This window comes from Parahaliea mediterranea (assembly GCF_003402235.1).
Taxonomy (GTDB): domain Bacteria; phylum Pseudomonadota; class Gammaproteobacteria; order Pseudomonadales; family Halieaceae; genus Parahaliea; species Parahaliea mediterranea.
In genome coordinates, this window is sequence record NZ_QEWO01000001.1 from 1,071,147 (window position 1) to 1,095,511 (window position 24,365).

Annotated in this window: 19 protein-coding genes; 4 read left to right on the forward strand and 15 right to left on the reverse strand. The window is 62.1% G+C overall.

Annotated features, from left to right (window positions below; genetic code table 11):
* Window positions 1-532: 532 nt before the first annotated feature.
* From DDZ17_RS04555 to DDZ17_RS04570, 4 genes are all read left to right on the forward strand, one after another.
* Window positions 533-2,575: an HzsA-related protein gene (locus tag DDZ17_RS04555; protein WP_170150146.1), complete on the forward strand. Its 2,043-nt coding sequence runs from the start codon at window positions 533-535 to the stop codon at window positions 2,573-2,575.
* A 219-nt stretch (window positions 2,576-2,794) separates the two neighbouring features.
* Window positions 2,795-4,636 (forward strand): asparagine synthetase B family protein, encoded by a 1,842-nt coding sequence (locus DDZ17_RS04560; protein WP_170150147.1) that lies wholly within the window; start codon window positions 2,795-2,797, stop codon window positions 4,634-4,636.
* Window positions 4,633-5,637 (forward strand): polysaccharide deacetylase family protein, encoded by a 1,005-nt coding sequence (locus DDZ17_RS04565; RefSeq protein ID WP_116364725.1) that lies wholly within the window; start codon window positions 4,633-4,635, stop codon window positions 5,635-5,637. Before DDZ17_RS04560 ends, DDZ17_RS04565 begins: the two co-directional genes overlap by 4 nt.
* Window positions 5,634-6,518, forward strand: a complete 885-nt coding sequence (locus DDZ17_RS04570) for a GNAT family N-acetyltransferase (protein ID WP_116364726.1) — start codon at window positions 5,634-5,636, stop codon at window positions 6,516-6,518. The genes DDZ17_RS04565 and DDZ17_RS04570 overlap by 4 nt, the downstream gene beginning before the upstream one ends.
* Before the next feature lie 32 nt (window positions 6,519-6,550).
* Here the strand turns inward: DDZ17_RS04570 and DDZ17_RS04575 are convergent, their stop codons facing one another.
* The 15 genes from DDZ17_RS04575 to wecB all read right to left on the reverse strand — a co-directional run bounded on the left by DDZ17_RS04575 (window position 6,551) and on the right by wecB (window position 24,360).
* Entirely contained in the window at window positions 6,551-7,147 is a 597-nt protein-coding gene (locus tag DDZ17_RS04575; protein WP_157976440.1) for a GNAT family N-acetyltransferase, read from the reverse strand.
* A gap of 60 nt (window positions 7,148-7,207) precedes the next feature.
* Entirely contained in the window at window positions 7,208-8,269 is a 1,062-nt protein-coding gene (locus tag DDZ17_RS04580; protein WP_157976441.1) for a sugar-transfer associated ATP-grasp domain-containing protein, read from the reverse strand.
* A gap of 98 nt (window positions 8,270-8,367) precedes the next feature.
* Complete coding sequence (locus DDZ17_RS04585) at window positions 8,368-9,408, reverse strand: sulfotransferase domain-containing protein (protein ID WP_116364729.1); 1,041 nt, start codon at window positions 9,406-9,408, stop codon at window positions 8,368-8,370.
* A 49-nt stretch (window positions 9,409-9,457) separates the two neighbouring features.
* A complete protein-coding gene (locus DDZ17_RS04590; RefSeq protein ID WP_116364730.1) occupies window positions 9,458-10,426 on the reverse strand; it encodes a polysaccharide deacetylase family protein in 969 nt (322 codons plus the stop codon).
* Window positions 10,427-10,453: 27 nt separating this feature from the next.
* Window positions 10,454-11,785, reverse strand: a complete 1,332-nt coding sequence (locus DDZ17_RS04595; protein WP_116364731.1) for a putative O-glycosylation ligase, exosortase A system-associated — start codon at window positions 11,783-11,785, stop codon at window positions 10,454-10,456.
* 18 nt (window positions 11,786-11,803) lie between these two features.
* Window positions 11,804-13,189: a phenylacetate--CoA ligase family protein gene (locus tag DDZ17_RS04600; protein ID WP_206613435.1), complete on the reverse strand. Its 1,386-nt coding sequence runs from the start codon at window positions 13,187-13,189 to the stop codon at window positions 11,804-11,806.
* Window positions 13,150-14,223 (reverse strand): glycosyltransferase family 4 protein, encoded by a 1,074-nt coding sequence (locus DDZ17_RS04605; RefSeq protein ID WP_206613436.1) that lies wholly within the window; start codon window positions 14,221-14,223, stop codon window positions 13,150-13,152. Before DDZ17_RS04605 ends, DDZ17_RS04600 begins: the two co-directional genes overlap by 40 nt.
* Complete coding sequence (locus DDZ17_RS04610; protein WP_206613437.1) at window positions 14,220-15,428, reverse strand: TIGR04063 family PEP-CTERM/XrtA system glycosyltransferase; 1,209 nt, start codon at window positions 15,426-15,428, stop codon at window positions 14,220-14,222. Before DDZ17_RS04610 ends, DDZ17_RS04605 begins: the two co-directional genes overlap by 4 nt.
* Window positions 15,428-17,332 (reverse strand): XrtA/PEP-CTERM system amidotransferase, encoded by a 1,905-nt coding sequence (locus DDZ17_RS04615; RefSeq protein ID WP_116364733.1) that lies wholly within the window; start codon window positions 17,330-17,332, stop codon window positions 15,428-15,430. Before DDZ17_RS04615 ends, DDZ17_RS04610 begins: the two co-directional genes overlap by 1 nt.
* 7 nt (window positions 17,333-17,339) lie before the next feature.
* Window positions 17,340-18,551, reverse strand: coding sequence for a TIGR03088 family PEP-CTERM/XrtA system glycosyltransferase (locus DDZ17_RS04620; RefSeq protein WP_116364734.1), 1,212 nt, complete (start codon window positions 18,549-18,551; stop codon window positions 17,340-17,342).
* A 1-nt stretch (window position 18,552) separates the two neighbouring features.
* Window positions 18,553-20,067 (reverse strand): exosortase A, encoded by a 1,515-nt coding sequence (xrtA, locus tag DDZ17_RS04625; protein WP_170150148.1) that lies wholly within the window; start codon window positions 20,065-20,067, stop codon window positions 18,553-18,555.
* Window positions 20,060-21,313 carry a TIGR03087 family PEP-CTERM/XrtA system glycosyltransferase gene (locus DDZ17_RS04630; RefSeq protein WP_116364736.1) on the reverse strand — a complete coding sequence of 418 codons (1,254 nt, stop codon included), beginning with the start codon at window positions 21,311-21,313 and terminating at the stop codon, window positions 20,060-20,062. Before DDZ17_RS04630 ends, xrtA begins: the two co-directional genes overlap by 8 nt.
* A gap of 10 nt (window positions 21,314-21,323) precedes the next feature.
* Window positions 21,324-22,355, reverse strand: coding sequence for a FemAB family XrtA/PEP-CTERM system-associated protein (locus DDZ17_RS04635; protein WP_116364737.1), 1,032 nt, complete (start codon window positions 22,353-22,355; stop codon window positions 21,324-21,326).
* Window positions 22,352-23,194, reverse strand: coding sequence for an XrtA system polysaccharide deacetylase (locus DDZ17_RS04640; RefSeq protein WP_241505780.1), 843 nt, complete (start codon window positions 23,192-23,194; stop codon window positions 22,352-22,354). The genes DDZ17_RS04635 and DDZ17_RS04640 overlap by 4 nt, the downstream gene beginning before the upstream one ends.
* Window positions 23,195-23,223: 29 nt before the next feature.
* Window positions 23,224-24,360, reverse strand: coding sequence for a non-hydrolyzing UDP-N-acetylglucosamine 2-epimerase (gene wecB / locus DDZ17_RS04645; protein WP_116364739.1), 1,137 nt, complete (start codon window positions 24,358-24,360; stop codon window positions 23,224-23,226).
* Between the last annotated feature and the right edge of the window lie 5 nt (window positions 24,361-24,365).

The window sequence follows — 24,365 nt, forward strand, 5'->3', positions numbered from 1 at the left end:
ACGAGGCTGCCTCATGTCACATCATCGCAGAATGCTACCTGCCGGTGCCTTGGCTCTGTGCCTTGTGCTGGTTGGCGTTTTTGCTTCCCCTAGCATAACAACGGCGTCGACAGCCCCGGAGCATCCCCTCGCCATAGGTGAAACGGCATTCTGGGACTGGCTAAGCAAAATACGACGCGCCCTGCAAAATGGCGGGGTTCCACCGGCACCCCTGCCAGTCTCCCCGCCAACACCACCGGCACCCCCAGCCACTCCAGAGGCACCGCCACCCATAGTGGACTCCAATCCGGACTCCGGTAGTGGGGGCCCGGTGAAGCCGGCAGAGCCGCACCCCGGCGAGGTCGTTGCGCCACAACCGGCGCCGGCCAATGCGCTGGAGCCCATTGTCTATACCCGAGTAGCTCGCACACACGGGGAGCGCCGCGCCACGCTAAAGGATGGCTCGCCCTACACACTGAACAGCCCTGACATCTGGGATCGGCTGCCAGATACCAAGCATATCTTCGACGGCTTTAACGCGCCCGGCCAATTGGTGTACCGGGACACCAACGGCGATGAGCGGATTCTTTTTGATTGCATGAAAGAGGCGCAGCCCTGTGTTCCCCTGGACCCGGCGGTATCGCTGGATGGCCGCAGTATCCTATTTTCCGTGTATCGCTCCAATAAGTTGGTAAACGCCACTTGGGGTAGGACGCAGCTACCCAACCGGCGACTGGGACCAATATCCGGCGCACAGTTGCATATCATCAATATGGCGACGGGCGAACTGAAACGCTTGCCGCAGCCCAAGGGAGCCCTGGATATCAGCCCGACTTGGCTACCCGATGGCCGGATCATGTTCGCCTCCAACCGAAACCCTCAGCGCGAGCCCTACCTCGATCGCATTACCTCCAACAATCGGCCAGACCCCAGGCTTTACATCGCCAATGCTGATGGCAGCGACGTGCAGTTGGCCACCCATCACGAGATCAGCACAGCCATGCACCCCTACCTGATGCGCAACGGCAGGGTTGCCTACGGCTCGCAGTGGCTCAGCCACAACCTTGCCTATATGCATACCAACGGCGCCATAAACTGGCCGGGCACACTCGATAATATGTGGGTGGTCATGGACATGGACTACCGCGGGGGGGACATGACTGCGCTTTACGGCGCCCACCGAGCGTCACTGCGGACCACCACTGGGCGCACCAAGACAACCAAGGCCCTGCACTTTCTCGGCCAGCGTCGCAATGGCGATATGTGTGTTGCCAATTACTATCGCGGCAACAACCTTGGGCTAGGTGATGTCATTTGCTGGGGGCCAGAACCCGTTGGTGTGGAGGGTAAGCTGCCAAACTTCCAGCCGCGCAAACTGTACAACGTGGCGGACTGGTCGCGCTCTGACGACAACCCTTCAATACGTGTGAATGGCATCTATCAGGGAAAGATCGGCTATCCGGAGGGGGCACCTAACAACCAGTTACTGCTTAGCGTGGGCCGGGGCTACTGCACCCAGGTATCTGGGACTGTCGAGAGCTTTCAGAAAAATGTCGCCAATCAACCACAAAAGCTCGGCTGTGATGTCGGCCTGTACCTCACTACCCGCATCCCATCCAGGCACATGGATGACTTAAGACGAGTTGTCGATGAACCCGATTGGCACGAGTTTGGCGCCCGCGCGGTGGTGGCCCGGCAGATAGAAGCACCGCAACTGTCCAATACGGACGATGGCAGCTGCCAGCTGGCCAGCAGCAATGCAGGCGCGGCTGAGACCAGTCCGCAACAACCCTATCGGTTTAACCACAACTACTGGACATCCGCCAATAACGGCGGGGAGATCGATGGTGTACCCCACTCCCAACTTGCCGGCATCCGTTTTTGGGAGGTGATACCCAACAGCCAAAAACGCAATTTTTCCAATTTCAGTGGGAATCGCCTGCGCATGCTAGGCGACGTTCCACTACTGCCCGATAAGTCCTTCAAGGTGTCGCTACCCTGCGAAACCCCATATATCATGGCGGGTATCGACGCCGAGGGTCGTGTCATTAAGCGCGATCAAGTCCCTCAGTCCCTGCGCCCCGGCGAAAAGCGGGTTTGCGGCGGGTGCCACCTGCATTCGCGCAAGGGGCGTCCCTATGAGGACAGCCTGGCATTCCGCGCCGAACCGCTGCCACTGATGAATGCCACCGCAGTTCCTGTCTACGAGCGCGATATCAAGCCCATCTTCGCCCGCCGCTGCCTCACCTGCCACGTCAGTGACGTGCCGCTGATGGACTATGACAGCCTGGTCTGGGATCAATTCCAGAAAACCGTGGCGCCAGAGCGCCGCCTTCAAGTCAGCGAATCGGACAATGAGAAACGCCGCTTTGGCCTGCAGCGACCCTATACCAGCAAATATGTCAACAGCATGTTCGCCAGGGAAAGCCTACTGTACTGGAAGGCGGCGAATAGACGAACGGATGGTCGTAGTGACGCCACCTACCGTGACGACATCGATTTTGGGCCATCCCACCCTACGCAAATCACCGACGAGGAGCTGCGAATTCTCGCAGAGTGGATAGACTCCGGTGCCACCCACCTCCTGGCGGACTGATTGCCCCCTGAGCGCGTCGAGCACCACGTGCCTCATCACCCTTGGCGGGAGGCCGCCGTGAACGTGGCACTGCGTCGCAGTTTGGTGGCCCAGCGCTTGAGTTTCACTCGCTATGTGACCACACTATCGCCAGTATTGTCATCGCGTACCAGTTTGGACAATCACCGCAAAGGATAGCGACAGGCGCAGCAAAAGATGGGTATATCAGAAGACCAATCCTTGGCCGATGCGGAAGTACCTGGTTTTCTCGCTACCCTCAACGCGCCTCATCCCCCCCTTAGCGACGCGCCTCAAAAAGAACACTGGCATACTACCCTCGCCGGCACCAATGCCACCGTATCAGCCCCTGAGCAGGTCTACCGTTCACCGGACGGACAAGTGCTTATCGCTTCACTCGGCCGCTACCAGTGGCAGAGTGCCGATTTGGCATCCATCGCGGCCAGGGAAGGGGACGTGGCAGCACTCTATGCTGCCTACCAAGAGCATGGGGCAGACATGCTCAAGTACATCCGGGGCCAATTCGGCTTCGCCCTGGTGGATAGTGCCAACGCCATACTCATCGCCGCCACCGATCGCTTTGGCTCGGTACCAATTTATTACTGCTGCCAGGACAGCGGAGTCGCCGCCGCCACCCATCTGGCGGACTTGCCGGCGGCACGGGAGGGGGCCGCTCTCGATAAACAGGCACTGTTCAATTACTGCTATTTTCATTTTGTTCCCTCCCCTACCTCGATCGCCACAGGCGTCGGCAAATTACCTGGCGCACATGCACTGGTGTCGATAGCGAGCGATACTCGCATCACCCCCTACTGGCTGCCGGATTTTCGCGCCAAGGTTCAATGTGCAGCATCCGGAGAACAAGAGGCCAATCTGCGGCACCTGTTGCGCACGGCTGTCCGGCGCGGCTGCGAACACGCCCAGCGCCCTGCGGCCTTTCTCAGCGGTGGCCTGGACTCCTCCACAGTGGCCGGATTTCTGGCGGAGCTACAGAGCGAGGCAACGGCGTACTGCATCGGCTTTGATGCCGAGGGCTATGACGAGACCCCCTTTGCGCGCATTACCGCGGCTCACTTTGGCCTGCATCTAAAGGAGTATTACCTCAGCCCCGCAGATATCGTTGACACCCTGCCCAAGTTAGCCTCTTCGACCCAGGAGCCCTTTGGCAACTCATCCATGCTGCCCGCGTATTTTTGCGCAAAACGGGCAGCCGAAGACGGGGTCGACCTCATGCTGGCCGGGGATGGCGGCGACGAACTGTTTGCCGGCAACGAGCGCTATCTGCGCCAGCGTGTGTTCGCCCCCTATCACAGGCTGCCGGCCGGATTGCGCCGCAACCTGCTGGAGCCACTTGCCAGGCACCTACCTGAACGCTTTGGGGCAACACGCAAAATCGCCAGCTATATTGAGCAGGCTGCCACCCCCCTGCCCGACCGTTTGCAGAGTTATAACTTCCTGCATCGCTTCGATCCGGCGCAGATGTTCCAACCCGCTTTCCTCAAAGGTGTTGACTTGAACCAGCCCTTGAACATGTTGCGGGAGCTCTACAACCGGCCTGCGCAGGGCACAGAACTGGATCGCCTGCTCTATCATGATTGGCAGGTCACACTGGCCGACAACGACCTACGCAAGGTTGGGCACGCCTGCCAGGTGGCTGGCGTACAGGTTGCCTACCCCCTTCTCGACTCGGAACTGGCAGATTTTTCCATTGGCATTCCCGACACAGTGCTGCTGCAAAATGGCACCCTGCGCGGCTTCTACAAAAAGGCCCTGCGCGGGTGGTTGCCAGACGCGACGCTGGACAAATCCAAACACGGTTTCGGCCTGCCATTCGGGGTCTGGATGCGGGAGCACAAGCCCCTACAGGATCTGGTTTATGACAGCATCTCAGACCTTGCCCAGCGGGATATTTTCCAGCCTGACTTCCTGTCCCAGTCAGTGGCACTGCACCGCGATGGGCATGCCGCATACTACGGGGAGCTTTTGTGGGTATTAACCTGCCTGGAGTTGTGGCTTGGCGCCAATGACGGGTCTTCCTCTCCAAGCCCCAGTTCCAAAAGATGATGACAAGCGCGACCAGCGTTGCGATCACCTTCGATATCGAATTCGATATCAATGGCGCCTTCACTCATCCCGCGCTGCGCGCACCCAAGGGTGCAATCACGTTGCTCGGCCACCCAGGCAACCACCCTCCCACCGGTCTATCACATATTCTCGATACCCTTGAACGGCATAACGTGCGCGCCACGTTTTTTATAGAAACCCTGAACACCTGCTGGTTTGGGCTGGAGGAAATGGGAGCGGTGGCCCACCGCATCGCCGGGCGAGGCCACGAGCTACAACTGCATTTACACCCCGCCTGGCTACAATTCGAGCACCCGAACTGGGCAGAACTTGCGCGCGAGGACCCACCTCGCTCCGACATACACGACAATCTCGCAAGCCGCAGCACGGAGCAAGCCGCCGACATCATCCGCCACGGCCTTTCGGTATTTAAGGACTGGGGGCTGCCCGCACCGAGCGCCGTGCGAACCGGCAACCTGATGATTGAACCCCATCTGTATCCGGCCTTTTACGCCTGCGGGCTGCGGCTGTCCTCATCAATCGGACTCGGGCATCAAACACCCCAGTCACAGAGTCTGCACCGCTATCACGCAGCGTTGAATCGCGAGGGTGTTATCGAGCTGCCTGTGTCAAGTTATCAAGGCAGCGACTACCTACTCAGGCCAAAAACACGACTGGCCACACTGATCGGGATGGGGCTGGATGAACAGGCCGCCCTGCTGGAAGCGGCGCAACGGCAGTCGACCCCCTTTTTGGTACTGCTTTCCCACGTCTGCGAGTTCCATCACTCGACAAACGACGGCGCCTATCGCCGCAACCGGCTGACTGAACTCAAATTCGAGCGACTCTGCCAGCAACTGTGTAGTACCCCAGACCTGAATGCTGTAACCATCGGCGAACTGGCTGCGCAGGTGGACGACATCACCAATGAGGTACCGTTACGCGTACCCCCTTGGCGGTCCGCGAGACGGCTTCTTGACAGAGCCACCCATATTCGATGAATAGCACCCGCTTTTCACTACGCTTTACCGTCGCCAACCGAACCCTTGTCTCGTGGCCACTACGCATTATTCACCTCAGTGCCTTTGAGTTGGACAAGGGGCACCTGGCAAATCAACTGCTGCCCCAGCACTGGCCAACATCTACTGATGGCTTTTTACTACACGGTGTACCGGCCACCGACCAGCCACCTACCCTACAGCGAACCGCTCATGGCCTGTGCTACCACTTGCCCAGTTACACACACTATCGGACCGACCTCAGAAGCAGCTTTGAAGACTTCCTGCAGCTAAAATCCAGTAAGACCCGGTCGACATTGCGCCGAAAAGTGCGCAAATTTGTCGAAGCCTCCATCTCTAACGAAATAGACTGCAGGGAATACCACTCACCCGAAGCCGTTGATGAGTTTTTCAGGTTGGCAGGGCCATTGGCCCAACGCACTTACCAGGCGCAGTTGTTCGATGGCGCCCTCCCGCTGGACACGGCATTCCGGAGCAGCGCCAAAGCACTGGCGTCTATGGGCGCGCTGCGCTGCTACCTGCTATTCATGGATGATGTACCGGCGGCCTATCTCTATGCTCCCCTACAAGAACGCACAGCAATCTACGCCTACCTAGGCTACGACAAGCAGTTGTCCAGGCTCTCTCCCGGCACCGTACTGCAGTACCTGGTGCACGAACGGTTGTTTTCCGACCCCGAGGTGGACTGGTTTGATTTTACCGAGGGAGAGGGGGCGCACAAGGCGCTATTTGCAAGCGAGCAGTACGAGCGACGCAACCAGCTTTATCTCCGCGATAGTTGGTACTACCGCGTACTGCTGTGGGCGCATTATCGCTGGGATCAACTGGTGGAACGGATTAAGCGCTGGCGACGAAGGCCATAGAACGTCGCAACCACCACAGCGCCGGATACCTCTCAACCCAGGCAGATACTAAACAAGGGAAAACCAGGGGGGCGGCGCCAGCGAATCACCAGCACTCGTAAAAGCACCAAGTAGTCCATTCTACCCAAGAACACCATACCCGCCTTTCGCAATCCTTTGCCGGAAGCGATATTGTCAACAGAGGTTTCTGCCACCACCTGGTCGAAACCCAGTTTGTTGGCATAGCATGCCCGTTTTAGCAGGGAGCGTCCCTGGCAGCCACGGCCACGGAATGCCGGCACAGTAAAGGCATTTCCAGCCAACGCGGTTTTAACGGGAAGACCCAACAACAGGGCACTGCGATTCTTCAGGTAGAGAAAACCATAGTGGGCCAGCTTCCCATCCACCGTAATCAATGCACAGGCCATTCGCCCTCTGTGGATTTCCCGCAGGTAATCACGGTTCTGAGTATTGATATTCACCAGCGCCGACAATAGATCGGGGTACGCTGCGGCGGAGTCGCGATCCACCAGGGTGATCAGTTCTCCATCTGGTGGCGACGGCGGCGCGAGTGATCGGCAATCAATACCGTAGAGATGGTGCGAACGAAAAGACAGCAACTGCCGCGCCAGACGCCTCAGCCAAGCCATAGCCGCCCCTTCATAACGCCACAAACAACAAAAACCTCTGGCGCAGGCAAGCTGCCAAGCTCAGGTCGTGGGCGATACATCACGCATCCGAGCCATACGTTCGCGCATCCGGCCGTCCTCGTTGTGGGCGTCCCAGTAACGGTTACCTTCTATGAGAACAGGCCCCGCCGGGCTAAGGCCAATATCCCAGCCAATAGCGCGCGAGGGAAGAAACGCCAGCGCCGCACGCTCCGCTAGCGCCACTACCTCATCCCACAGCGGCACTCGCTCCCCCACCAGGATCTTGCCGGTTTCAATGTGCCGGTCGACGGCATCAAGCGCAAACTCACGAGGGAAATTCTTACCTCGGTAGGCAATTTCTATCCGGCCTGTTTCAGGCACAATATTGCACAGCAACCCGAGGCGAGTGCCAAAACAGAAATTGTCAACGTAGGCATGAACACTGGCCAAACGCCATTGGGCGGCGACCAATTGTACCTTGTCATCACAATCGACAAAGGTAACCACCCTCACCGTTTGTAGAGCGTGAGATGGGCTCAAAGCCAACACGTCGCGGTGATTGGCAAGCCGCTCTTCTATCAGCCAGTGGCAAAATTCGCGGTGCGTCGCACAGTGGTGGCGAAGCTGCTCCACCAACGCTTCTTCGCTTTCCGGTTGCTGCTGATGGACAACGGGTAAAACGCCCTTGCCGTGGCAGCCGCGTGTGGGTTTGAGAATATAATCACCCGACGGCAGTCTAGCCACCAGTTGCCTGATTGGCTCTATCATGACAGGGTCAACTTGTGAGCCAAAATCGAATTGGCCGACTTGTTTTGCGATGGGGAGGTGGTGCTGGCGACAGAGCCTGGCGAAAACCTGTTTGTCTTCCGTGTCGGTATAGTGAGATTCTGGATTTAGACCGCGCTGGAAGTCGAGCAGTTCTTCATTACTGACAAAATCGCGCAGACGCGTACCGGCCTCTGCCGTATTGAGTAGGTCGCATTCTGCTATTTCTGTGGGTGAAAAACCTTGTCGCAAAGCCTGGAGAAAACGCCAGGCAACTACCAATCTATTGGCCCTGTAGTCCTTGGCCGCCTTGTTAATCATAAACGAGGCCAGACGAATTTTTTCGACTGTATCCATACAGAACATGCACTCCGTGCGTAAATTAGCGTCCTAAGGCTACGCCAAGACTGCAAACCAACGCCAACAATAGCCCACTTTCAACAGCCTTACCGATATCAAGCCGAATAATCCACTCGCTCGCGCACACTGTTATCCAGCAGAACATTGTAGTCGATGCCAAATCCATCCATTACAGCGGCTATCTCGCGCTGCTGCCTGACAGAAAAAAAGTCCCGCCACCTGGTGAGACTGTCGCCGATGTTGCGGAACTCTGCGGAGGCAACCATTTCACGACCACGCCCTGCATAGGCGGTTGAACTCCTGACTTGCCTGCTGGCCAGTACCCGTTGCCGGAAGGGTAGACCGATGTCGTCCAACAGTTGGCAGAAGGTCTGTTCGAACTCCAGGGCCAGGTTTTCGTAAACCACTAGCGACCAGCCACGTTCATGCCAAACATCCAGCAACCACCGATTCTCCAGGCACCAAATAAAAGCCTCTTGTTGGACGTCGCTGGGCGCATTCCCTAGCAAGGGACGATAGCGTTCAAAGTAAGCCTGAAAGAAGGGATCGTCGGTAGCAAACAGCTGTAGCGGGTCGTAGCAGAATTTACTGACAAATTGTCCTCCGGCCACCGATTTTTTGAGAATTTTAGAACGAATGACATCGAAGGGGTTGCGTATCAGGTAAATAACCCGCAGCGTTTGACCACCGAGGTGCGTCTGTAAGAAGTCGAGGCAAAAATTGGCGCGGGTGGATTTGATAAGCACACCCCGCGCCAGCCAGTGGATATTCCTGGAATTGCGGTGCTGCTGACTCCAGTCACGCCGGTCGCAGTGCTGTAGGGAAGTCACGAAGTCTGTTCGCTCATCCAGCGAGTGCCCCGCAGACAGCACATAGCGAGGGGTCTCAAAGTCCCGGAGGCTGAATTCAGCATTTGGCACCGCCTCAAACAGAACCCTGTACGGCGCCGTTTTCAGCAACAGTTCCATGAGCCAGGTGCTCCCACTGCGCGCCGAGCTGGCAACCAGCACCGTCGGCAGCGACTGGGACACCTGCAGGGTTGGCAGATAGTTGTGGAATAGGTTGTTGCGAACCTTGTTCGCAACAAACTCCCATTCCCCCCGGCACAGTTCTGACCAGAGTTCCTTCAGCGCCATTTCACCCGCCCACCAACCGGCGACAAAGAATCGTGCCCCGCTAGCGCCATTAGCACGTTACCAACCGACGGCGCATCAGCGCCATTCTCAACAAGTAGCGTGGCACAGTCTGATCCCATGGCGTGTAACGCGGCAATTGGAAAGTATCTGTAGCGCCAGCGGCAACCCCAACACGGGTGCTCACCGCAGTGCTAAAGCCGGCCGCCCTGACCTGGGCAACGTGTTCATCGTCGTAGTCCTGCCCTGGTCGCCCATTGGGATAGGCGAAGGCCTGTACAGGCCCGTCTACCATGGATTCGAGCCTGGCCTTGCCTCCGGCAATTTCCGCCGCCGAGGCCGCAGTGTCCAGGCCCGAGAGGATGGGATGGCTGTGGGTATGGCCACCAACTTCAACGCCCCCAACGCGCAGCGATCGCAGTTGTTCGGATGTCATCATTAAATCATCCGGTAGCCGCCTCGCGTGCTTGGCCAGCGTCGTCGCCAGACGCTCCCGTTCGGCGCTGCCAAGGTATTTCGCGTGACGAATCACTAATTCCGCCGCCCGGCATCGGCTGGCTTCATCGTCCAGGCGCAGCACCGGCAACCCCTCGGCCGACAAGTCAAGTTTATCGCTGGCAACCGTGCGGAAAGTTTCAATAATCGTGTCATTCCACATGCGACCGCCATTCAGGTATGCCGTAGCCACAAATACCGTGGCCGGCAGCCCCAGTCGTCGCAGAATGGGCAACGCCAGTGTCGCATTATCGGCATAACCATCATCAAAAGTAATCGCGACAGCCCTGGGCGGCAGGGTGCCATTGCGTAAGGCTTGCGCGGCCTCCACCAAAGGCAGGACGTTAAAATAGCGACGCAGCAACTGCATTTGCCAGGCAAACTGTGCCGTAGTTGGCTCGCCCGGGCGCATAAAATCTGGGGCGGCTAGCACTCTATGGTAAATAAGCACGGACAACGGCCGCCGCCGGCTATCGCCCGCTAAATTCAGTGCCGCACGATACAATGGCGCGGCTATCCTAGACATATGGCTTTCCTCATACAACCACACCCATTACGTCGCCGCACGGCTAGAAAGCCTATTGCCATATTGCCCATTCGGCGCATGTTTTGCTGGCCTTGTTTGCGCGGCAGGGCCTTCTGCCCGCAGGCTCTTCCCTTGTCCCAACGCACGTAAAATGACACCCATGGCCACAATATGCCACGGCAGATCGAAATAGGTCAGGCTGAGGAAGGCGCCTCCCGACAAATAGGCCACCAGGCTGACTTGCAGCATCTTGGCCAGAAAAACGTCGTCATCCGACCAGGTGCTCGCGCGGTTGGCGATGACCACCGACAGCGATCGCCAGGTGAGCCATAGAACCAGTAAGAACATCAACAGCCCCGGCCAACCGTGGTCGGCAAGGGGGGCAAAGTAGATGCTATGGGCCACAAACACCCACTCGGGCCGGGGTGCATAGCGCTCGAACATCTCCCTGGTCCAGGATGAGAACCCAGCCCCGACCACGGAATCATTGGCCACATTAACTGAATACTCCCAGGAGTTCAGACGCTGCATCGCCGAATCATCTTGTTCGTAGTTCTTAATGCTCTGCATGCGCTGGTGCCAGCTGTCCGGCATAAACGTCAGAAAAAGTACGGCTCCCAATACCACAGCTGGCCCTGTGACAATCTTGGAGCTGCTTTTCCACCAGTAGAAACCGGCCACTGCGAGAATAGACACCAGTGCCCCGCGGGACTGAGAGCCAATAGCCGCGATCGTGCTAAGGCCAATAGCCGCACCCAGCAACCACTTCAGTTTGCGGTTGCCACCGTAAAGCCGGTGTAAATAGACCATCAGCGGAATGATCATTAACACCGCCACAGCCAGTGAATTGTTCTCTTCGATGAAGCTGCCGGTGGGGCCCCAAACACGAAAGGCGCCACCGGTGAGAATGGTAAAGACCCCGCCCTTAACGCTAAAAAATCCGATTGAAAAAACAATGGCGATAATGAGGTGGTCCAGCTTTTTCCGGTCATTGATCAACACCAGGGTCAGCAGCGCCACCAGCTGGATTTTCAGTACCTTGGTCAACTGGATCATGGCCGCATCGGGATACACCGCCAGCGCTGTGGTCAGGCACATCCAGATAACAAACAGCAGCCAGACAGCGGTGGTGCCGGTCAGCGGGAAGGATTTTTTCTCGCTGGAGAACAGCAGCGCCACCAGCAGTGTGAGGGCGACAATCTGCGCGAAGGGCATGTTGTAGGCAAAGCCGTAGGTCAGCCGGTGAGGGTTCATGTAGCTGAGCCAGGACCACACCAGAATGCCGATATAGGGCCGCCACAGGATCAGCGGCAGGCTGCCAAATACCAGGGCGGTCACCAGCAGGTCGCGTATTCCCATGACCTCAGGCGCCCCGCATCACTGGCCAACCCGGCTGACGACGTAGCGGAACTTGCCGGATTTTTCCGCGGGCAGCTCGGCGACTTGCCGCACATCCACCTGCACCCCCTGCCCCAACCGGCGGCGGAAGCCTTCGTGGATGCGGGTGATCTGCCCCTGGCCAAAACCGGGGCCGGGAATCAGTTCCACCGCCACCTGATCCACCGTGTGCTGGATAATCTTAAATGCGCTAACCTCGGGCATGTCGCGCAGAATGTAGATCAGCGCCAGGCCGTGCACGCGGGTGCCGTCCTGGGCCACCAGAAAGTCGGTGCTGCGCCCTTCCACTTCCGCCAGCACGGGCAGGCCGCGCCCACAGGCACAGGGTTGTGTGCCCAGCCGGCCGATATCCCCGGTGCGATAGCGCACAAAGGGAAAGGCCCGGGTGGCCATGTGGGTCACCACAATTTCGCCACTTTGGCCGGGCGCCACGGCATTGCCCTGCTCATCGATAATTTCCACAATCTGGTCATCCGCCGTCAGGTGCAGGCTGCCGGCGGGACACTGGTGGGCCACAAAGCCGGCATCGCGGCCCCCGTAGCCGTTGGCCACCGGGCAGGCAAAGCAGGCTTCAATGGCACTGCGCTGATGGTCGTAGAGGCGCTCGGAAGTCACAAACACCACCTGCAGCCCGACATTCCCCATGGCGATGCCCTGCGCCTGCGCCCGCGCCGCCAGCAGGCTGATGGCCGAAGGATAGCCAAAAAGCATGCGCGGTCGCAGCCGGCGGATTTGTTGCAGGTAGGCATCCATCCGCGCCGGCGACATCTCGAAGGCCGACAACAGCCGGGTGCGCAGCAGGCGATCGCGCCACAGCCGGACACGATCCTGGGCCCCCAGCTCGATGGGCGAGCCCCACAGCACCACTTCGCGATCGCCGATATCCACGCCCCACCAGCGGGTGGCGCGCCACTTGGCGGCAACGTCGTGACTCACCCGTTCGTTATCCAGGTAGAACACCAGCGGCTCGCCGCTGGAACCCCCCGTGTTGAAGCGCTGCAGGTTGCCGGCCAGCTCTGAACGCAGGGCGTCGCCGGCCGCTCGGATCCGGGCCTTGTCCAGCAGGGGCAAGCGGGCCAGTTCATCCAGCGATTGCAGGCTGTGGGGGTCAAAGTCCAGGCGCTGGAATAAGTCCCGGTAGTGGGGCACGTGCTGGCCGATATGGCTCAGGAAGTCGCGCAGGCGCAGCAGCTGGTTGGCGGCAATGGCCTCGGGCGCCAGCCATTGGTCTTCTTCCATCTGCCGCCGGAGGGCCACGGTGGAATGCCCCTTGAGGCGCTCGTGCAAGGGAAACAGCACCCCGCTGACCAGGCGCGTATACAGGCTCATGCCGCGGCCACCGTAGTCCGGTACAGATTGAGCCACTGCTCTCGCACCGCGGGCCAGGTGTAGGCGCGGGTCTGCGCCAAGGCGGCGGCGGCGATGGCCCGATAGCGCGCGGCATCATCCACCAGCTGCAGTACCGCCTCGGCCATTGCCTCGGGGGCATCGGGCGCCACCAGCAGCCCGGTGGCGCCATCGTCAATGATGTAGGGCACCCCACCCACTGCCGTCGACACCACCGGCAGGCCACAGGCCATCGCCTCAAGGACAGAGTTGGGCATGTTGTCCACCCGCGCCGGGTTCAGCAGCACATCGGATTGGGCGTACAGCGCGGCGATCTCCTCCCGCGACAGACGCCCGGCGAAGTAGACGGCGCCGGCAAGGCCCAGCTCGGCGGCCAGGGCCTCGAGGGCAGCGCGCTGCGGGCCGCTGCCGGCGATGGTCAGCGTGCTGCCGGGCCGGGCCTTTTGCAGGTGGGCCAGGGCGCGGATGGCGGTGTCCAGGCCGTAGATGGGCTCCAGGTTGCGCGTGACCGCCAAGCGCAGGGGCAGCGCGCGATCGGGTAACCGCTCCACCGGTGCAAAGCAGCGCGTATCGACAATGTTGGGCACCACCTGGCTGGGCACCCCGTAGCCGTTGAACACGGCCTGCAAAAAACCCGAAGGCACAGCCAGCACCGATGCCCGCCGCAGGGTTGGCAATACCCGGGGTGCAGCCTGCTCCAGGTACTCGGCCGCGCCGCCGCCGCGATAATTGACGATCACCGGCACCCTGCGCCAGCTGGCCAGCCAGATCAGCGGCGTGGCGAACAACTGCCAGGACCAGCCTGAGTTCGCCATCAGGTGCACCAGATCGACCCGCCCCAGCAAGCGCCAGCACTGCCACAGGTAGGGCAGCAGGCGAAACAGGGCCCGCACGCCGCGCACCCGGCCAATCCACCGGGGGCGATAGGGCGCATTCACCGCCAGCACGTCCACCTGCACGCCGTCTTCGCGCAGCAGGCGGGCCAGCTGTTCTGTCTGCATGGCCATGCCGCCGTTGGGCGGCGGCAGCGGCCCCACCAGGCCGAGCTTCACGTAAGCCCCCCGTACACTGTCTGGTAGCGGGCGACACTCGCCGCCCAGTTGCGCTCTGTTTCCACATACTCGCGGCCGGCGGCGCGCAGGCCGGGCCAGCTTTCAGGGGCACTGTATAGGCGGTCCAGGGCGTCGGCCAGCGCCTCGGCGGAGCCGGCCTTAAACAGCACCCCGTTGTCGTCGTTGCGTATCAGCTCCCGGTGCCCCCCCACATCCGACGCCACCACCAATTTGCCCTCGGCCATGGCCTCCAGGGGCTTGAGCGGTGTAACAAGATCGGTAAGGCGCATGGACTGGCGCGGGTAGGCGAAGATATCCACCAGGCTGTAATAGCGCTGCACCTCCTCGTGCGGCACCCGGCCGGTGAACACCACCTGGGCGTCCAGGCCCAGCTCGCCAATGCGCTGTTTGATCAACCCTTCCTGGGGCCCACCGCCCACCAGCAGCAGGGCCAAATCCGGGTGGCGCTCGCGCAGGGCCGCCATGGCATCCAGCAACAGGGGAATGCCCTCGTAGGCATAGAAGGATCCGATAAAACCGGTAACCCGCCGCCCGCTCAGGCCGAGTTGGGCGGCCAGTGCTTCGTCCCGCGGCCGGTCCAGGGCGAAGGCCTGCACATCCACCGCGTTCGGGATCACCGTGACCTTCGCCGCGTCGATGCCCCGCCCGACAATATCGGACTTCAGGCCTTCGCAGATGGTAGTCACCGCATCGGCCTTGCGAAAAACCCGGGATTCCAGCGCCCGGGTCAGGCGATAGCGCGCGCCACCTTCAACACTGGTGCCATGGTCAACGGCCGCGTCCTCCCAGAAGGCGCGGCATTCATACACCACCGGCAGGCCCCGGCGACGCCCGACCTGCAAGGCGGCCAGTCCGTTCAGGGCCGGCGAGTGCGCATGCAGCACGTCGGGGCGCTCGCGCTCAACCACTTCGTCGATACGCCGGGCCAGTGTGCGCACCACCTGCCACTGGCTGGCCAGCGGTAGCCGTTCCAGCACAGCGCCGGTAGCCGGGGTACGGTAAAAACGCAGGCCGTCGACCTCTTCCTCGGCAGGGCCTGCCTGGGTGTGCTTGAGCCCGGTCACGTGACTGGTGTGCCAGCCCCGCTCGCGCTGGGCGCGCAGGATGCTGCGGGTGCGGAAGGTATAGCCACTGTGCATGGGGATGGAATGATCCAGCACGTGCAGAATATGCAGAGGCGCCATCACGCCACCCCCAGGTCGTCGTCGCGCGTTGCCGCCTGGAACATCAGCAGGGACCACAGCGGCGCGCTGTATTCACGCCGCCCCGACTGGTGATCATCCACCATTTTGCGCAGCGTTTCGGGGTTGAACAGGCCGCTGTCGGCCAGCCCGCCTTCCAGCAGCGCCGCCCGCAGGCGCTGCTTCAGCGGGCCGCGAAACCACTGGCCAATGGGCACCCCAAAGCCCATCTTGGGCCGATACAGCACGTCGTGGGGGAGATGGGCTTCCATGGATTTTTTCAGCAGGTATTTGCCCTCCTGCCCCTTCAGCTTGACCGAGGACGGCAGGCCCGACACCCACTCCGACAGCGGGTGATCCAGCAGCGGCACCCGCACCTCCAGGGAATGGGCCATGCTGGCCCGGTCCACCTTGGTGAGAATATCCCCCACCAGGTAGGTTTTCATATCCAGGTACTGGATCAGCGACAGCGGGTCACTGCTCGGGCAGCGCCGGGCGTGTTCCTCAAACACCGCATCCACCCGGTAGCCCTGCTGCGCGCTGCGCAGGGCGGGGCTGAACAGGGCCGCGCGCTGCTCGCTGGAGGTCAGCGAGACAGAGTGCAGGTAGGCCGCCACGGCATCCCGCGCCAGCGCCTGGAAGGTGGTTTTGGCGCGCAGCACCCGCGGCGCCCAATCGGCCTTGGGGTAGAGCCGCCCCAGCGGGCCAAAGACGGCCCGGCGCATGCCCAGCGGCAGCCTCGAGCGCAGCCGCTCCTCGTTCATGTGCCAGCGATAGCGCCGATAGCCGGCAAAATTCTCGTCGCCGCCATCGCCGGACAGGGCCACCGTCACCCGCTGGCGTGCCAGTTGGCACACCCGGTAGGTGGGCAGGGCGGAGCTGTCGGCATAGGGTTCGTCGTACAGTTGCGCCAGCGTATCCAACAACGAGAAGTCGGCGCTGTCGATGCTGTGTTCGGCGTGATTGGTGTGGTAGCGCTCGGCGACGGAGCGGGCATAGGCGGTTTCGTCGTAGTCGGCCACATCAAAACCGATGGCACAGGTATTTACCGGGTCCGCCTGCTGCTGGGCCATCAGTGCCACCACGGCGCTGGAATCCACACCGCCCGAAAGAAAGGCCCCCAGCGGCACTTCGGCGATCATGCGCACCCGCACCGCCTCGCGCATGCGCTCCACCAGCTCACCCGCCAGGTCGCCTTCGGATTGCGCCCCGGCCAGCGGCGTGAAGGGAATATCCCAGTACTGGCGCTGCACGGGCGGCGGTGCCCCGCGCCGGAACAGCAGGGTATGCCCCGGAGACAGTTTGTGGGTGTCGCGGTAGATGGTTTTGGGCTCGGGGATGTAACCCAGGGCGAAGTAGTCCTCCACCGCTTCCGGGTCAATACGCCGGCTGAGGGCCGGGTGGGCTTTGAGCACCTTGAGTTCGGAGCCAAACAGCAGCCGGCCGTCCGGCAACAGGCTGTAGAACAGCGGCTTGATGCCAAAGCGATCGCGGGCCAAAAACAGGCTGTCGGCCCGGCGGTCGTACAGGGCGAAGGCAAACATGCCGCGAAAGCGCGTCACGCAGGCTTCGCCCCAGGCCTGCCAGGCGTACAGAATCACCTCGGTGTCGCAGCGGGTACGGAATGCATAGCCGAGCGCGCGCAGCTCCCGGGTCAGTTCCGGGAAGTTGTAGATCTCCCCGTTGTACACCACGCAGACGTTGCCATCGGCACTGAACATGGGCTGCTGCCCGCTGGACAGATCGATGATGGACAGGCGGCGGTGGGCCAGGCCGATGCCGGGTTCAATGTGAACCCCGTCTTCGTCGGGGCCCCGGTGAAACTGGACAAGGTTCATCGCGGCCAGCTGCGCCGCATCCACCGGCGCCCGTCCCCGCGTATCGAAAATGCCCGCAATACCGCACATAACGCATTTACTCCCTGTAATCTGCTGTGGCGACAGCCACGTCGCCGGCGGGCGTCCGCCCGAGCAGGCGGTCATAGAGGCCGAGGTAATTGTCGATGGTTGCCGGCCAGGAAAAGCGCTCGCTCACAAAGCGCCGGGCGTTTTGCCCGTAGCGGGCGCGCCGGGCGGCATCGCTGCACAGCGGTGCCAGCACGGCCGCCAGTGCCTGGGCATCGCCCACCGGAAACAGCTCGCCATGCTGGCCGGGGCGCACCAGTTCCGGGTTGCCGCCAACGTCGCTGGCCACCACCGGCAGCCCGCTGGCCATGGCTTCCAGCAGGGTGTTGGAAATCCCTTCCCCCAGGGACGGCAGTACAAACAGGTCCATGCAGCCCAGCAGTTCGGGGATGTCATCCCGGTCGCCGGGCATCCACAGAATATCGCTCACGCCCAGGTCACAGGCGCTGCGCTGCAGCCTGTCGCGCATCACGCCCTCCCCCACCAGCACAATGCGCAGGCGCGGGGCCAGGGCCGGCAGCATCTGGCGCAGCGCTGCAACGGCCTCCAGCAGGGTGTGCTGGCTCTTTACTTCGGCAAGCCGGCCCACGCTGCCAATCACCAGCACATCGTCTTCCGCGGCGCTCAACAGGCCCGCGGGCAACAGCTGGCGGCGCAGGGCGGGGCTTGCACTTGCCGCCCCCTGAAAGCGCTGGATGTCCACCCCGTTGTAAATTTGCGTCAGCCGATCCGGCTTTACGCCGATGCTGTGCCTGAGCCAGCCCGCCAAATCCTGGCTGACCGCAATATAGTGATGCACCAACAGGCGCATGGCCCGGCGGAACAGGCGGTAACGCCGGTTGCTGCCATCGAGGTCGGCCATGTCGCGGCCGTGTTCGCCGTGTACGCGCCGCACGCCGGCCAGCCCCAGGGTGGCCAACTGGGCTTCCAGTGGCGCGAGATTGCGGCTGTGAACAATGTCCGGGCGCAGCCTGCGCACCAGGCGCCGCAGGCGGCGGTAGGCAGACACATCGGTGCCCGGGCGCATGTGCAGCTCATACACAGCCACCTGCTCATCCTGCAGCCTGCGCTGGAACCCTTCGGCTTGGGTCAGGCAGACAATGGCATGGCGATAACGCCCGGGGGGAGTGCCGTTGATGATGTGTATCAGGCCGTTTTCCAGCCCGCCGGTGCCCAGGGCATAGATGATGTGCAGCACCAGCGGCGGCTGTTCGCTCGCCATGTCAGCCGCCCCCCAGCAGCGTCGCGCCCTGCGCTGCGACAAAGCGCTCCAGCACGGCGGCAGCGCTGCCCTGCTCGTCATCGGCGGTCGCCAGAATCACGCGCTCGGTGCCCTGCCCGTGCGGTTTAAGGCGCTGCCACAATTCCAGCAGTTTGACTTCGGCGGGGCTGGCGGTGTTGGTGTTGCCCACCCGGAACCAGTACCAGATGCGCAGGCGCTGCTCCTGACCCTGGGCCTGGGATTTAGCCTTTAAGATCACTTCCATTACGGTGACGGTGTCGTCCGCCAACACCAGTTCCCGCGCGCGCAGTCGGCGCACCTCCCACTCATCGGGCACCGGGTTCAACTCGCGAAAGCGCACCGCTGCCTCAACACCCGGCTGTGGCGGAAACTGCTGGATATCGAGGAAGACCGGCGTCCCGTCCAGGTTGTTCACACTGCGGGTCAGGCGGCTCGCCCCCTCGCTGCGGGCCACCCAGGGCCAGTCGGCGGTGCGCTGCTGGTGCGCCAGCGCAGGCGGCGTGCTGCTATGGCCCTGCGCCTCGTAGCGCCCGGCAAGCAACCACCAGGGGCTCCAGGCCAGGGCAATGGCCGCCAGCGTTACCCCAGCCAGCGCCCACGCTGAGCCGGGTGCCTGTGGCGCTGGCTGCGGTGCGTTGGCGCTGTGGGGGTCATCGCTCCAGAAAGACCCGACCCAGAACAGAAGGAGCATCACCACCCCGAAGAACACCCAGCCGTAGATCAGATGATCCACTCCGGCTGCCAGCTCGCCACTGCTGAGGTGACCGAGCATCACAATCAGGTAGGCGCGCACCGCATTGGCCGCTATCGGCAGCACCAGGGATACCAGGGCAAACAGCAGCCGCTTTCGCCAGTGGGTGTAATTCAGGTAGGCATACAGAACGCCCAGGGTGAAGGAGGCAATCAAATAGCGTACGCCGCTGCAGGCCTCCACCACGCGCCAGTTGCCTGTCGGCAGGCTGAACAGCATGCCGTCGCGAAACACCGGCACACCGGACAGCTCAACCAGCCGCACGGTGGCAAAGGCGGTAAATTCCTGCAGGGGCGGAATGAGCGCCTCGCCCATCGGCACCGCCAGAAACAGGTAGCCCAGGGGAAAGGCGATCAGCCGTGCGACGCTGTTGCCAACAATGGCCCAGGAGCCGGCGACCAGCAGACCCACCAGCGCCAGTTGCTGCGCCACGTTGATATCCACCAGGTAGCCCGCCAGCCAGAGAGCCGCCGCCGGCAACATCCAGGCCAGCCCCCAAAGGCCAGGCGCCGGCTGCGCCTGGCGCAGCGCTTCGCGCTGGCGATACACCAGCCAGCAGCAGATCGGCAGAATCAGGTAGCCGTGGGCGAAGGTATCCGAGCGCGCCCAGATCGCCTCCATGCCAAGCGCCGTGTCGCGAAACAGCCAGAGTACCGCCAGCCAGTAGGCCGCGATGCCCGCCACGGCAGCCGGCCAGCGGCTGCGGCCGTCCGTGCCGGCGCTGCCTGTCGCCACACTAACCATGGTTTGCCACCCTGGACGGCTCGCCGGGCAGGCCCATCCACTGCGCCAGGCGCAAAAAGGCGGTGTCCCAGCTATAGTCGTTCCGCACACGCGCGCGCGCTGCCGCACCAAGGCCGGCATGGCGCCCCTCAATCACTGCGGTGAGGTGACGGCTGTAATCATCCGCGCTCTCTGCCAGCAACACCTCGCGTGCGTCTTGTGCGGTTATGCCTTCCAGCCCGGCGCTGCTCACCAGCACTGGCCGCGCCATGGCCATTGCCTCCAGCACTTTGTTCTGAACCCCCCGGGCCACGCGCAGCGGCGCCACAGCCGCCAGGCTGTGCTGCAGGTAGGGCCTGACATCGGCCACCCGTCCGGTCACCACCACGCCGGGCAGCGCCGCCAGCTTCTGCACCGCAGACGCCGGCTTGCTGCCCACAATATAAAAGCGCAGATCGGCAAAACGCTGGCGCAGCGGCGGCAACACCTCGCGCGCAAACCAGCTCACCGCATCGATGTTGGGCCAGTAATCCATGGCGCCGGTAAACACCAGCGCGGTTTCGCCCGCCGCAAAGGGGCTGGCAAAGGCGTGATCCGGTGAGAAAAATTCGTGATCTACCCCGTTGTTCACATGATCGACCCGCTCGGGGTGCTCCACCACCTGGCGTCGGAACAGCGCCGCCTCGGCCGCTGACACAAACAGGCTGGCCTGGCACCGGCGGTGCAGGCGCTGTTCAAAGGCTGCCAATGTCGCCGCCTCGCGCCGGTACAGCCAGGACAGGGGCCAGGGCTTGCCCTGGGCATACTGGCGCCACTTGTCGGAGTCCACATCCACAAAATCCACCACCCGGCGGAGGTCGTCAAAGCGCCCATCCAGCAGGTACTGCCCCATGGCGCCGGAAAATACCACCGCGATATCAATGCCTTCGGCGCGCACCGTGTCTGCGACCCAGTCCTGCATAGCCGGCTGGTGGTAGAGCGGCAGGGTCAGGGGCTCGGATTGCGCAACACAGCGCGCCAGGCGCAGCGGGGCCGGCACCTTGGGCCTTGGCAGCAGACGGCAACTGCGGCACAAGCGCGAGAGGGCATCGGCATGTTGCCAGTCATCCGCGTCATCCACGAAGGCCCCCAGGTGGACGTCAAAACGCTCGCTGAGGTAGCGCAGCAAATGAAAGGAGCGAATTTTATCGCCCTTGTTGGGCGGATAGGGAATGCGGTGGCACAGCAGCAACAGCGGCCGGCGTGCGGTGGACGAAGACTGGGTCATTGTGGCCGCCTCATCCCAGGCTGCCTGCCACCAACGGCCCAATCCGGTTGGCAATGGGCAGTGGCAGGCGCCGCCAGGTGTTGATCAGCAGCCGGTAGCGCGGGTTGGCCGGGCTCAGGTTCGGCATGGCCGCCGCGCGAACCAGATGGTATTCATAGGGCAGCGGCTGTGGCTCAAAACCCCAGTTCTTCTTGAAACTGAAGGGGCCGGTGTCGATCTTGCTGCGGCCAAAATCAAACCCCAGCACTCCCTCATCCACCGAGCGCCGCATCAATTCCCAGTACATGAAATGGTTGCAGCCCTTGATGTCACGGGCGCGCGCAACGCTGCCGCCGTAATAGGGCAGCACCTCGCCGCGATGGTAGAAACTGAGCACGCCAGCCACGTCCTCGCCGCCCTCGCGGATCATGAGCATGCGGCAATCATCACCAAAGGTCTGCCTCAGCACATCCAGGTAGCGGCGCGCAAAAACGGGTGTCCCCAGGTTGCGAACGCTCTCGGCATAAACGCGGTAGAGCCGCTTGGTGGAGGTGGTTTGCTCGCTGCTGAGGCCGGCGCCAATGCCCTTGCGAATCATCGCCCGCTGGCGGTTGGGTATCGCCTTGAGGTTGCTGTCGTGATCGCGCGACAATTCGCGGCGAAACGTGTAGTACAGGTCCTTGCTCGGCCAGCCGCTGTTGCCCGCTCGGGTGGAGCGCAGCTCCAGCGCATCAACCTGCAGTTGCTCCGCCAGGTCACAAGCCGCCTGGCGCAGGGCATGGTCGGCCTGCGCGTTGGTGGCCACCACGCCCCCGTACACGCAAAAGGGCAAACTGGAGAGCGAGTGTCCGAACAGCCGGCTTTTGACTTCCGCCAGCGGCAGAATGCCAACCACCTCGCCATCCTGCTCGGCGAGCAGGGGCCGCGGGCGGTGGCCAAAGGCCTGCTCCAGCACCGGCGCCCATTCAAAGCGGTGGCAGAAGGTGGCCGCTGCATGATCCAGCACAAAGGCGTTCCAGCGGGCGGCATCGGCGGCGGTGGCCTGGCGCACCTGCAAGCTCATGCCACTGCACCCGCGTCCACCGGGTAGACCCTGTCCACCCGATCCCAGGTGAAATCGCTCAGCAGTTGCTTTAGCCGCGACTCCATGCGGTGCAGGTTGAGATAGTGGCGAAAGCGCGCGCGGGCGCTGGAGCCGGCTATGCGCGGCTGGGCAGGGTCTATTTCCCACGGGTGGAAATAGAAAATTCCCGACTCGCCCTCCACCTCGTTGATACGGCGCAGGCACCAGCGCGACAGGGCGTAGGGATACAGGCGAAACCAGCCACCGCCACCACAACTGAAATTGCGCCCGGCAAGGGTCACGGTGCTTACTGGAATCTCCAGCAAGCGGCCCTCGGCAGCGGCAAAGGGAAAGCGCGGCGCCTCGGGCATGCCGTACAGATCATGGCGTATGGGCACAATGCTGGAACTGTAGCGATAGCCCGCGTCGGCCAGTTCATCCAGGGCCCAGAGGTTGGCCCCGCCGATGGAGTAACTGGCCGCCCGGTAGCCCTGCACGGCGCAGCCGCCAATCTCTTCAAGGGTTGCCTTGGTGCGCCGAATATCGGCGCCAAACTCGCTCCGTGCCTGCTGGGTCACCCGCACATGGGACCAACCGTGGCTGGCCAGTTCGTGCCCCTGCGCCACGATACGGCGCACCATTTCGGGGTGTTTTGACGCCACGCAGCCCAGGGTAAAGAAGGTCGCCTTGATGCCGGCTGTGTCAAACAAGGCCAGAATACGATCAACATTGGCCTCTACCCGGCACGGCATGTCGTCCCACTCGGAACGGGATACCGCCGACTCAAAGGCAGAGACCTGATAGTAATCCTCAACATCCACTGTCATGGCATTACGCATGGGATGCAATCCGTTGCTGCCCGCCGTGTTCATGTGCCGGCCACTAGCCAGTCGCTGATGTTGGCCGCAATGCGCTCTGCGGCGCGCCCGTCCCACAGGGACGGAATACGCCCCGCCTTGCCCCCGGTTTGGCGAAAATCCCGGTAGGCCGTCAGGATTCGCTCGGCGGAGGTGCCCACAATGGTATTGGTGCCCTCGGTTACTGTGATGGGCCGCTCGGTACTGTGGCGCAGGGTCAAACAGGGAATGCCAAGGGCTGTGGTCTCTTCCTGCAGGCCGCCGGAATCGGTAAGCACCAATGAAGAGCGCTGCATCACGCCGAGCATCTCCAGGTAACTCAGGGGCCCGGTCACGCAGATGCCTGAGTCCGCCAGCTGTTTGTCGAGGCCAAAGCGCTCGATATTGTTGCGCGTGCGCGGGTGCATAGGGAACACCAGCGGCATGTCACGGCCGATGTCGCAGAGCGTGCCCAGCAGTGCTTCCAGCACCGCCGGATCGTCCACGTTGGACGGCCGGTGCAGGGTCACCAGGCCGAAGGGCTCTTCCGCCGCGGGCGGCGCACCAAAACGCTCAAAGGTATGCTCTGCGGGGATGGCCAGGGACAGGTTCTGCAACAGCGAATCGATCATCACGTTGCCCACGAAGTGGATTTTCCCGGCGTCGATGCCTTCGCGCTGCAGGTTGGCCGCAGCGTCCTGTTCGGTGGTGAACAGCAGATCCGACAGCTGGTCGGTGAGAATACGGTTGATCTCCTCGGGCATGGCGCGGTCGCCGCTGCGCAGGCCGGCCTCCACGTGAATTACCGGAATGCCCTTTTTGACCGCCACCAGCGAACAGGCAATGGTGGAGTTTACATCGCCCACCACCAGCACCGCCCGTGGCGGGTTGGCATCCAGCTCCGGCTCAAAGCGCTTCATGATCTCGGCGGTCTGCACGGCGTGGCTACCCGAGCCAACCCCCAGGTCCAGGTCGGGCTCTGGAATGCGCAGCTGGGTGAAGAAGGAGGCCTTCATGGCCGCGTCGTAATGCTGGCCGGTATGCACCAGGCGGCTGGGGACAGGCACCGCCGCCGCACTGAAGGCACGCATGATGGGGGCGATTTTCATGAAGTTTGGCCGGGCACCCACCACGCAAAGTACGTGCCCCCGCGTACTTTTCTGAGTCATTGCTG

Coding starts and splice junctions, on each gene's coding strand:
- DDZ17_RS04565 (WP_116364725.1), top strand. CDS start 4,633: ATGATGACAAGCGCGACCAGCGTTGCGATCACCTTCGATATCGAATTC.
- DDZ17_RS04570 (WP_116364726.1), top strand. CDS start 5,634: ATGAATAGCACCCGCTTTTCACTACGCTTTACCGTCGCCAACCGAACC.
- DDZ17_RS04575 (WP_157976440.1), bottom strand. CDS start 7,147: ATGGCTTGGCTGAGGCGTCTGGCGCGGCAGTTGCTGTCTTTTCGTTCG.
- DDZ17_RS04580 (WP_157976441.1), bottom strand. CDS start 8,269: ATGGATACAGTCGAAAAAATTCGTCTGGCCTCGTTTATGATTAACAAG.
- DDZ17_RS04585 (WP_116364729.1), bottom strand. CDS start 9,408: ATGGCGCTGAAGGAACTCTGGTCAGAACTGTGCCGGGGGGAATGGGAG.
- DDZ17_RS04590 (WP_116364730.1), bottom strand. CDS start 10,426: ATGTCTAGGATAGCCGCGCCATTGTATCGTGCGGCACTGAATTTAGCG.
- DDZ17_RS04595 (WP_116364731.1), bottom strand. CDS start 11,785: ATGGGAATACGCGACCTGCTGGTGACCGCCCTGGTATTTGGCAGCCTG.
- DDZ17_RS04610 (WP_206613437.1), bottom strand. CDS start 15,428: ATGGCGCCTCTGCATATTCTGCACGTGCTGGATCATTCCATCCCCATG.
- DDZ17_RS04615 (WP_116364733.1), bottom strand. CDS start 17,332: ATGTGCGGTATTGCGGGCATTTTCGATACGCGGGGACGGGCGCCGGTG.
- DDZ17_RS04620 (WP_116364734.1), bottom strand. CDS start 18,551: ATGGCGAGCGAACAGCCGCCGCTGGTGCTGCACATCATCTATGCCCTG.
- xrtA (WP_170150148.1), bottom strand. CDS start 20,067: ATGGTTAGTGTGGCGACAGGCAGCGCCGGCACGGACGGCCGCAGCCGC.
- DDZ17_RS04630 (WP_116364736.1), bottom strand. CDS start 21,313: ATGACCCAGTCTTCGTCCACCGCACGCCGGCCGCTGTTGCTGCTGTGC.
- DDZ17_RS04635 (WP_116364737.1), bottom strand. CDS start 22,355: ATGAGCTTGCAGGTGCGCCAGGCCACCGCCGCCGATGCCGCCCGCTGG.
- DDZ17_RS04640 (WP_241505780.1), bottom strand. CDS start 23,194: ATGCGTAATGCCATGACAGTGGATGTTGAGGATTACTATCAGGTCTCT.
- wecB (WP_116364739.1), bottom strand. CDS start 24,360: ATGACTCAGAAAAGTACGCGGGGGCACGTACTTTGCGTGGTGGGTGCC.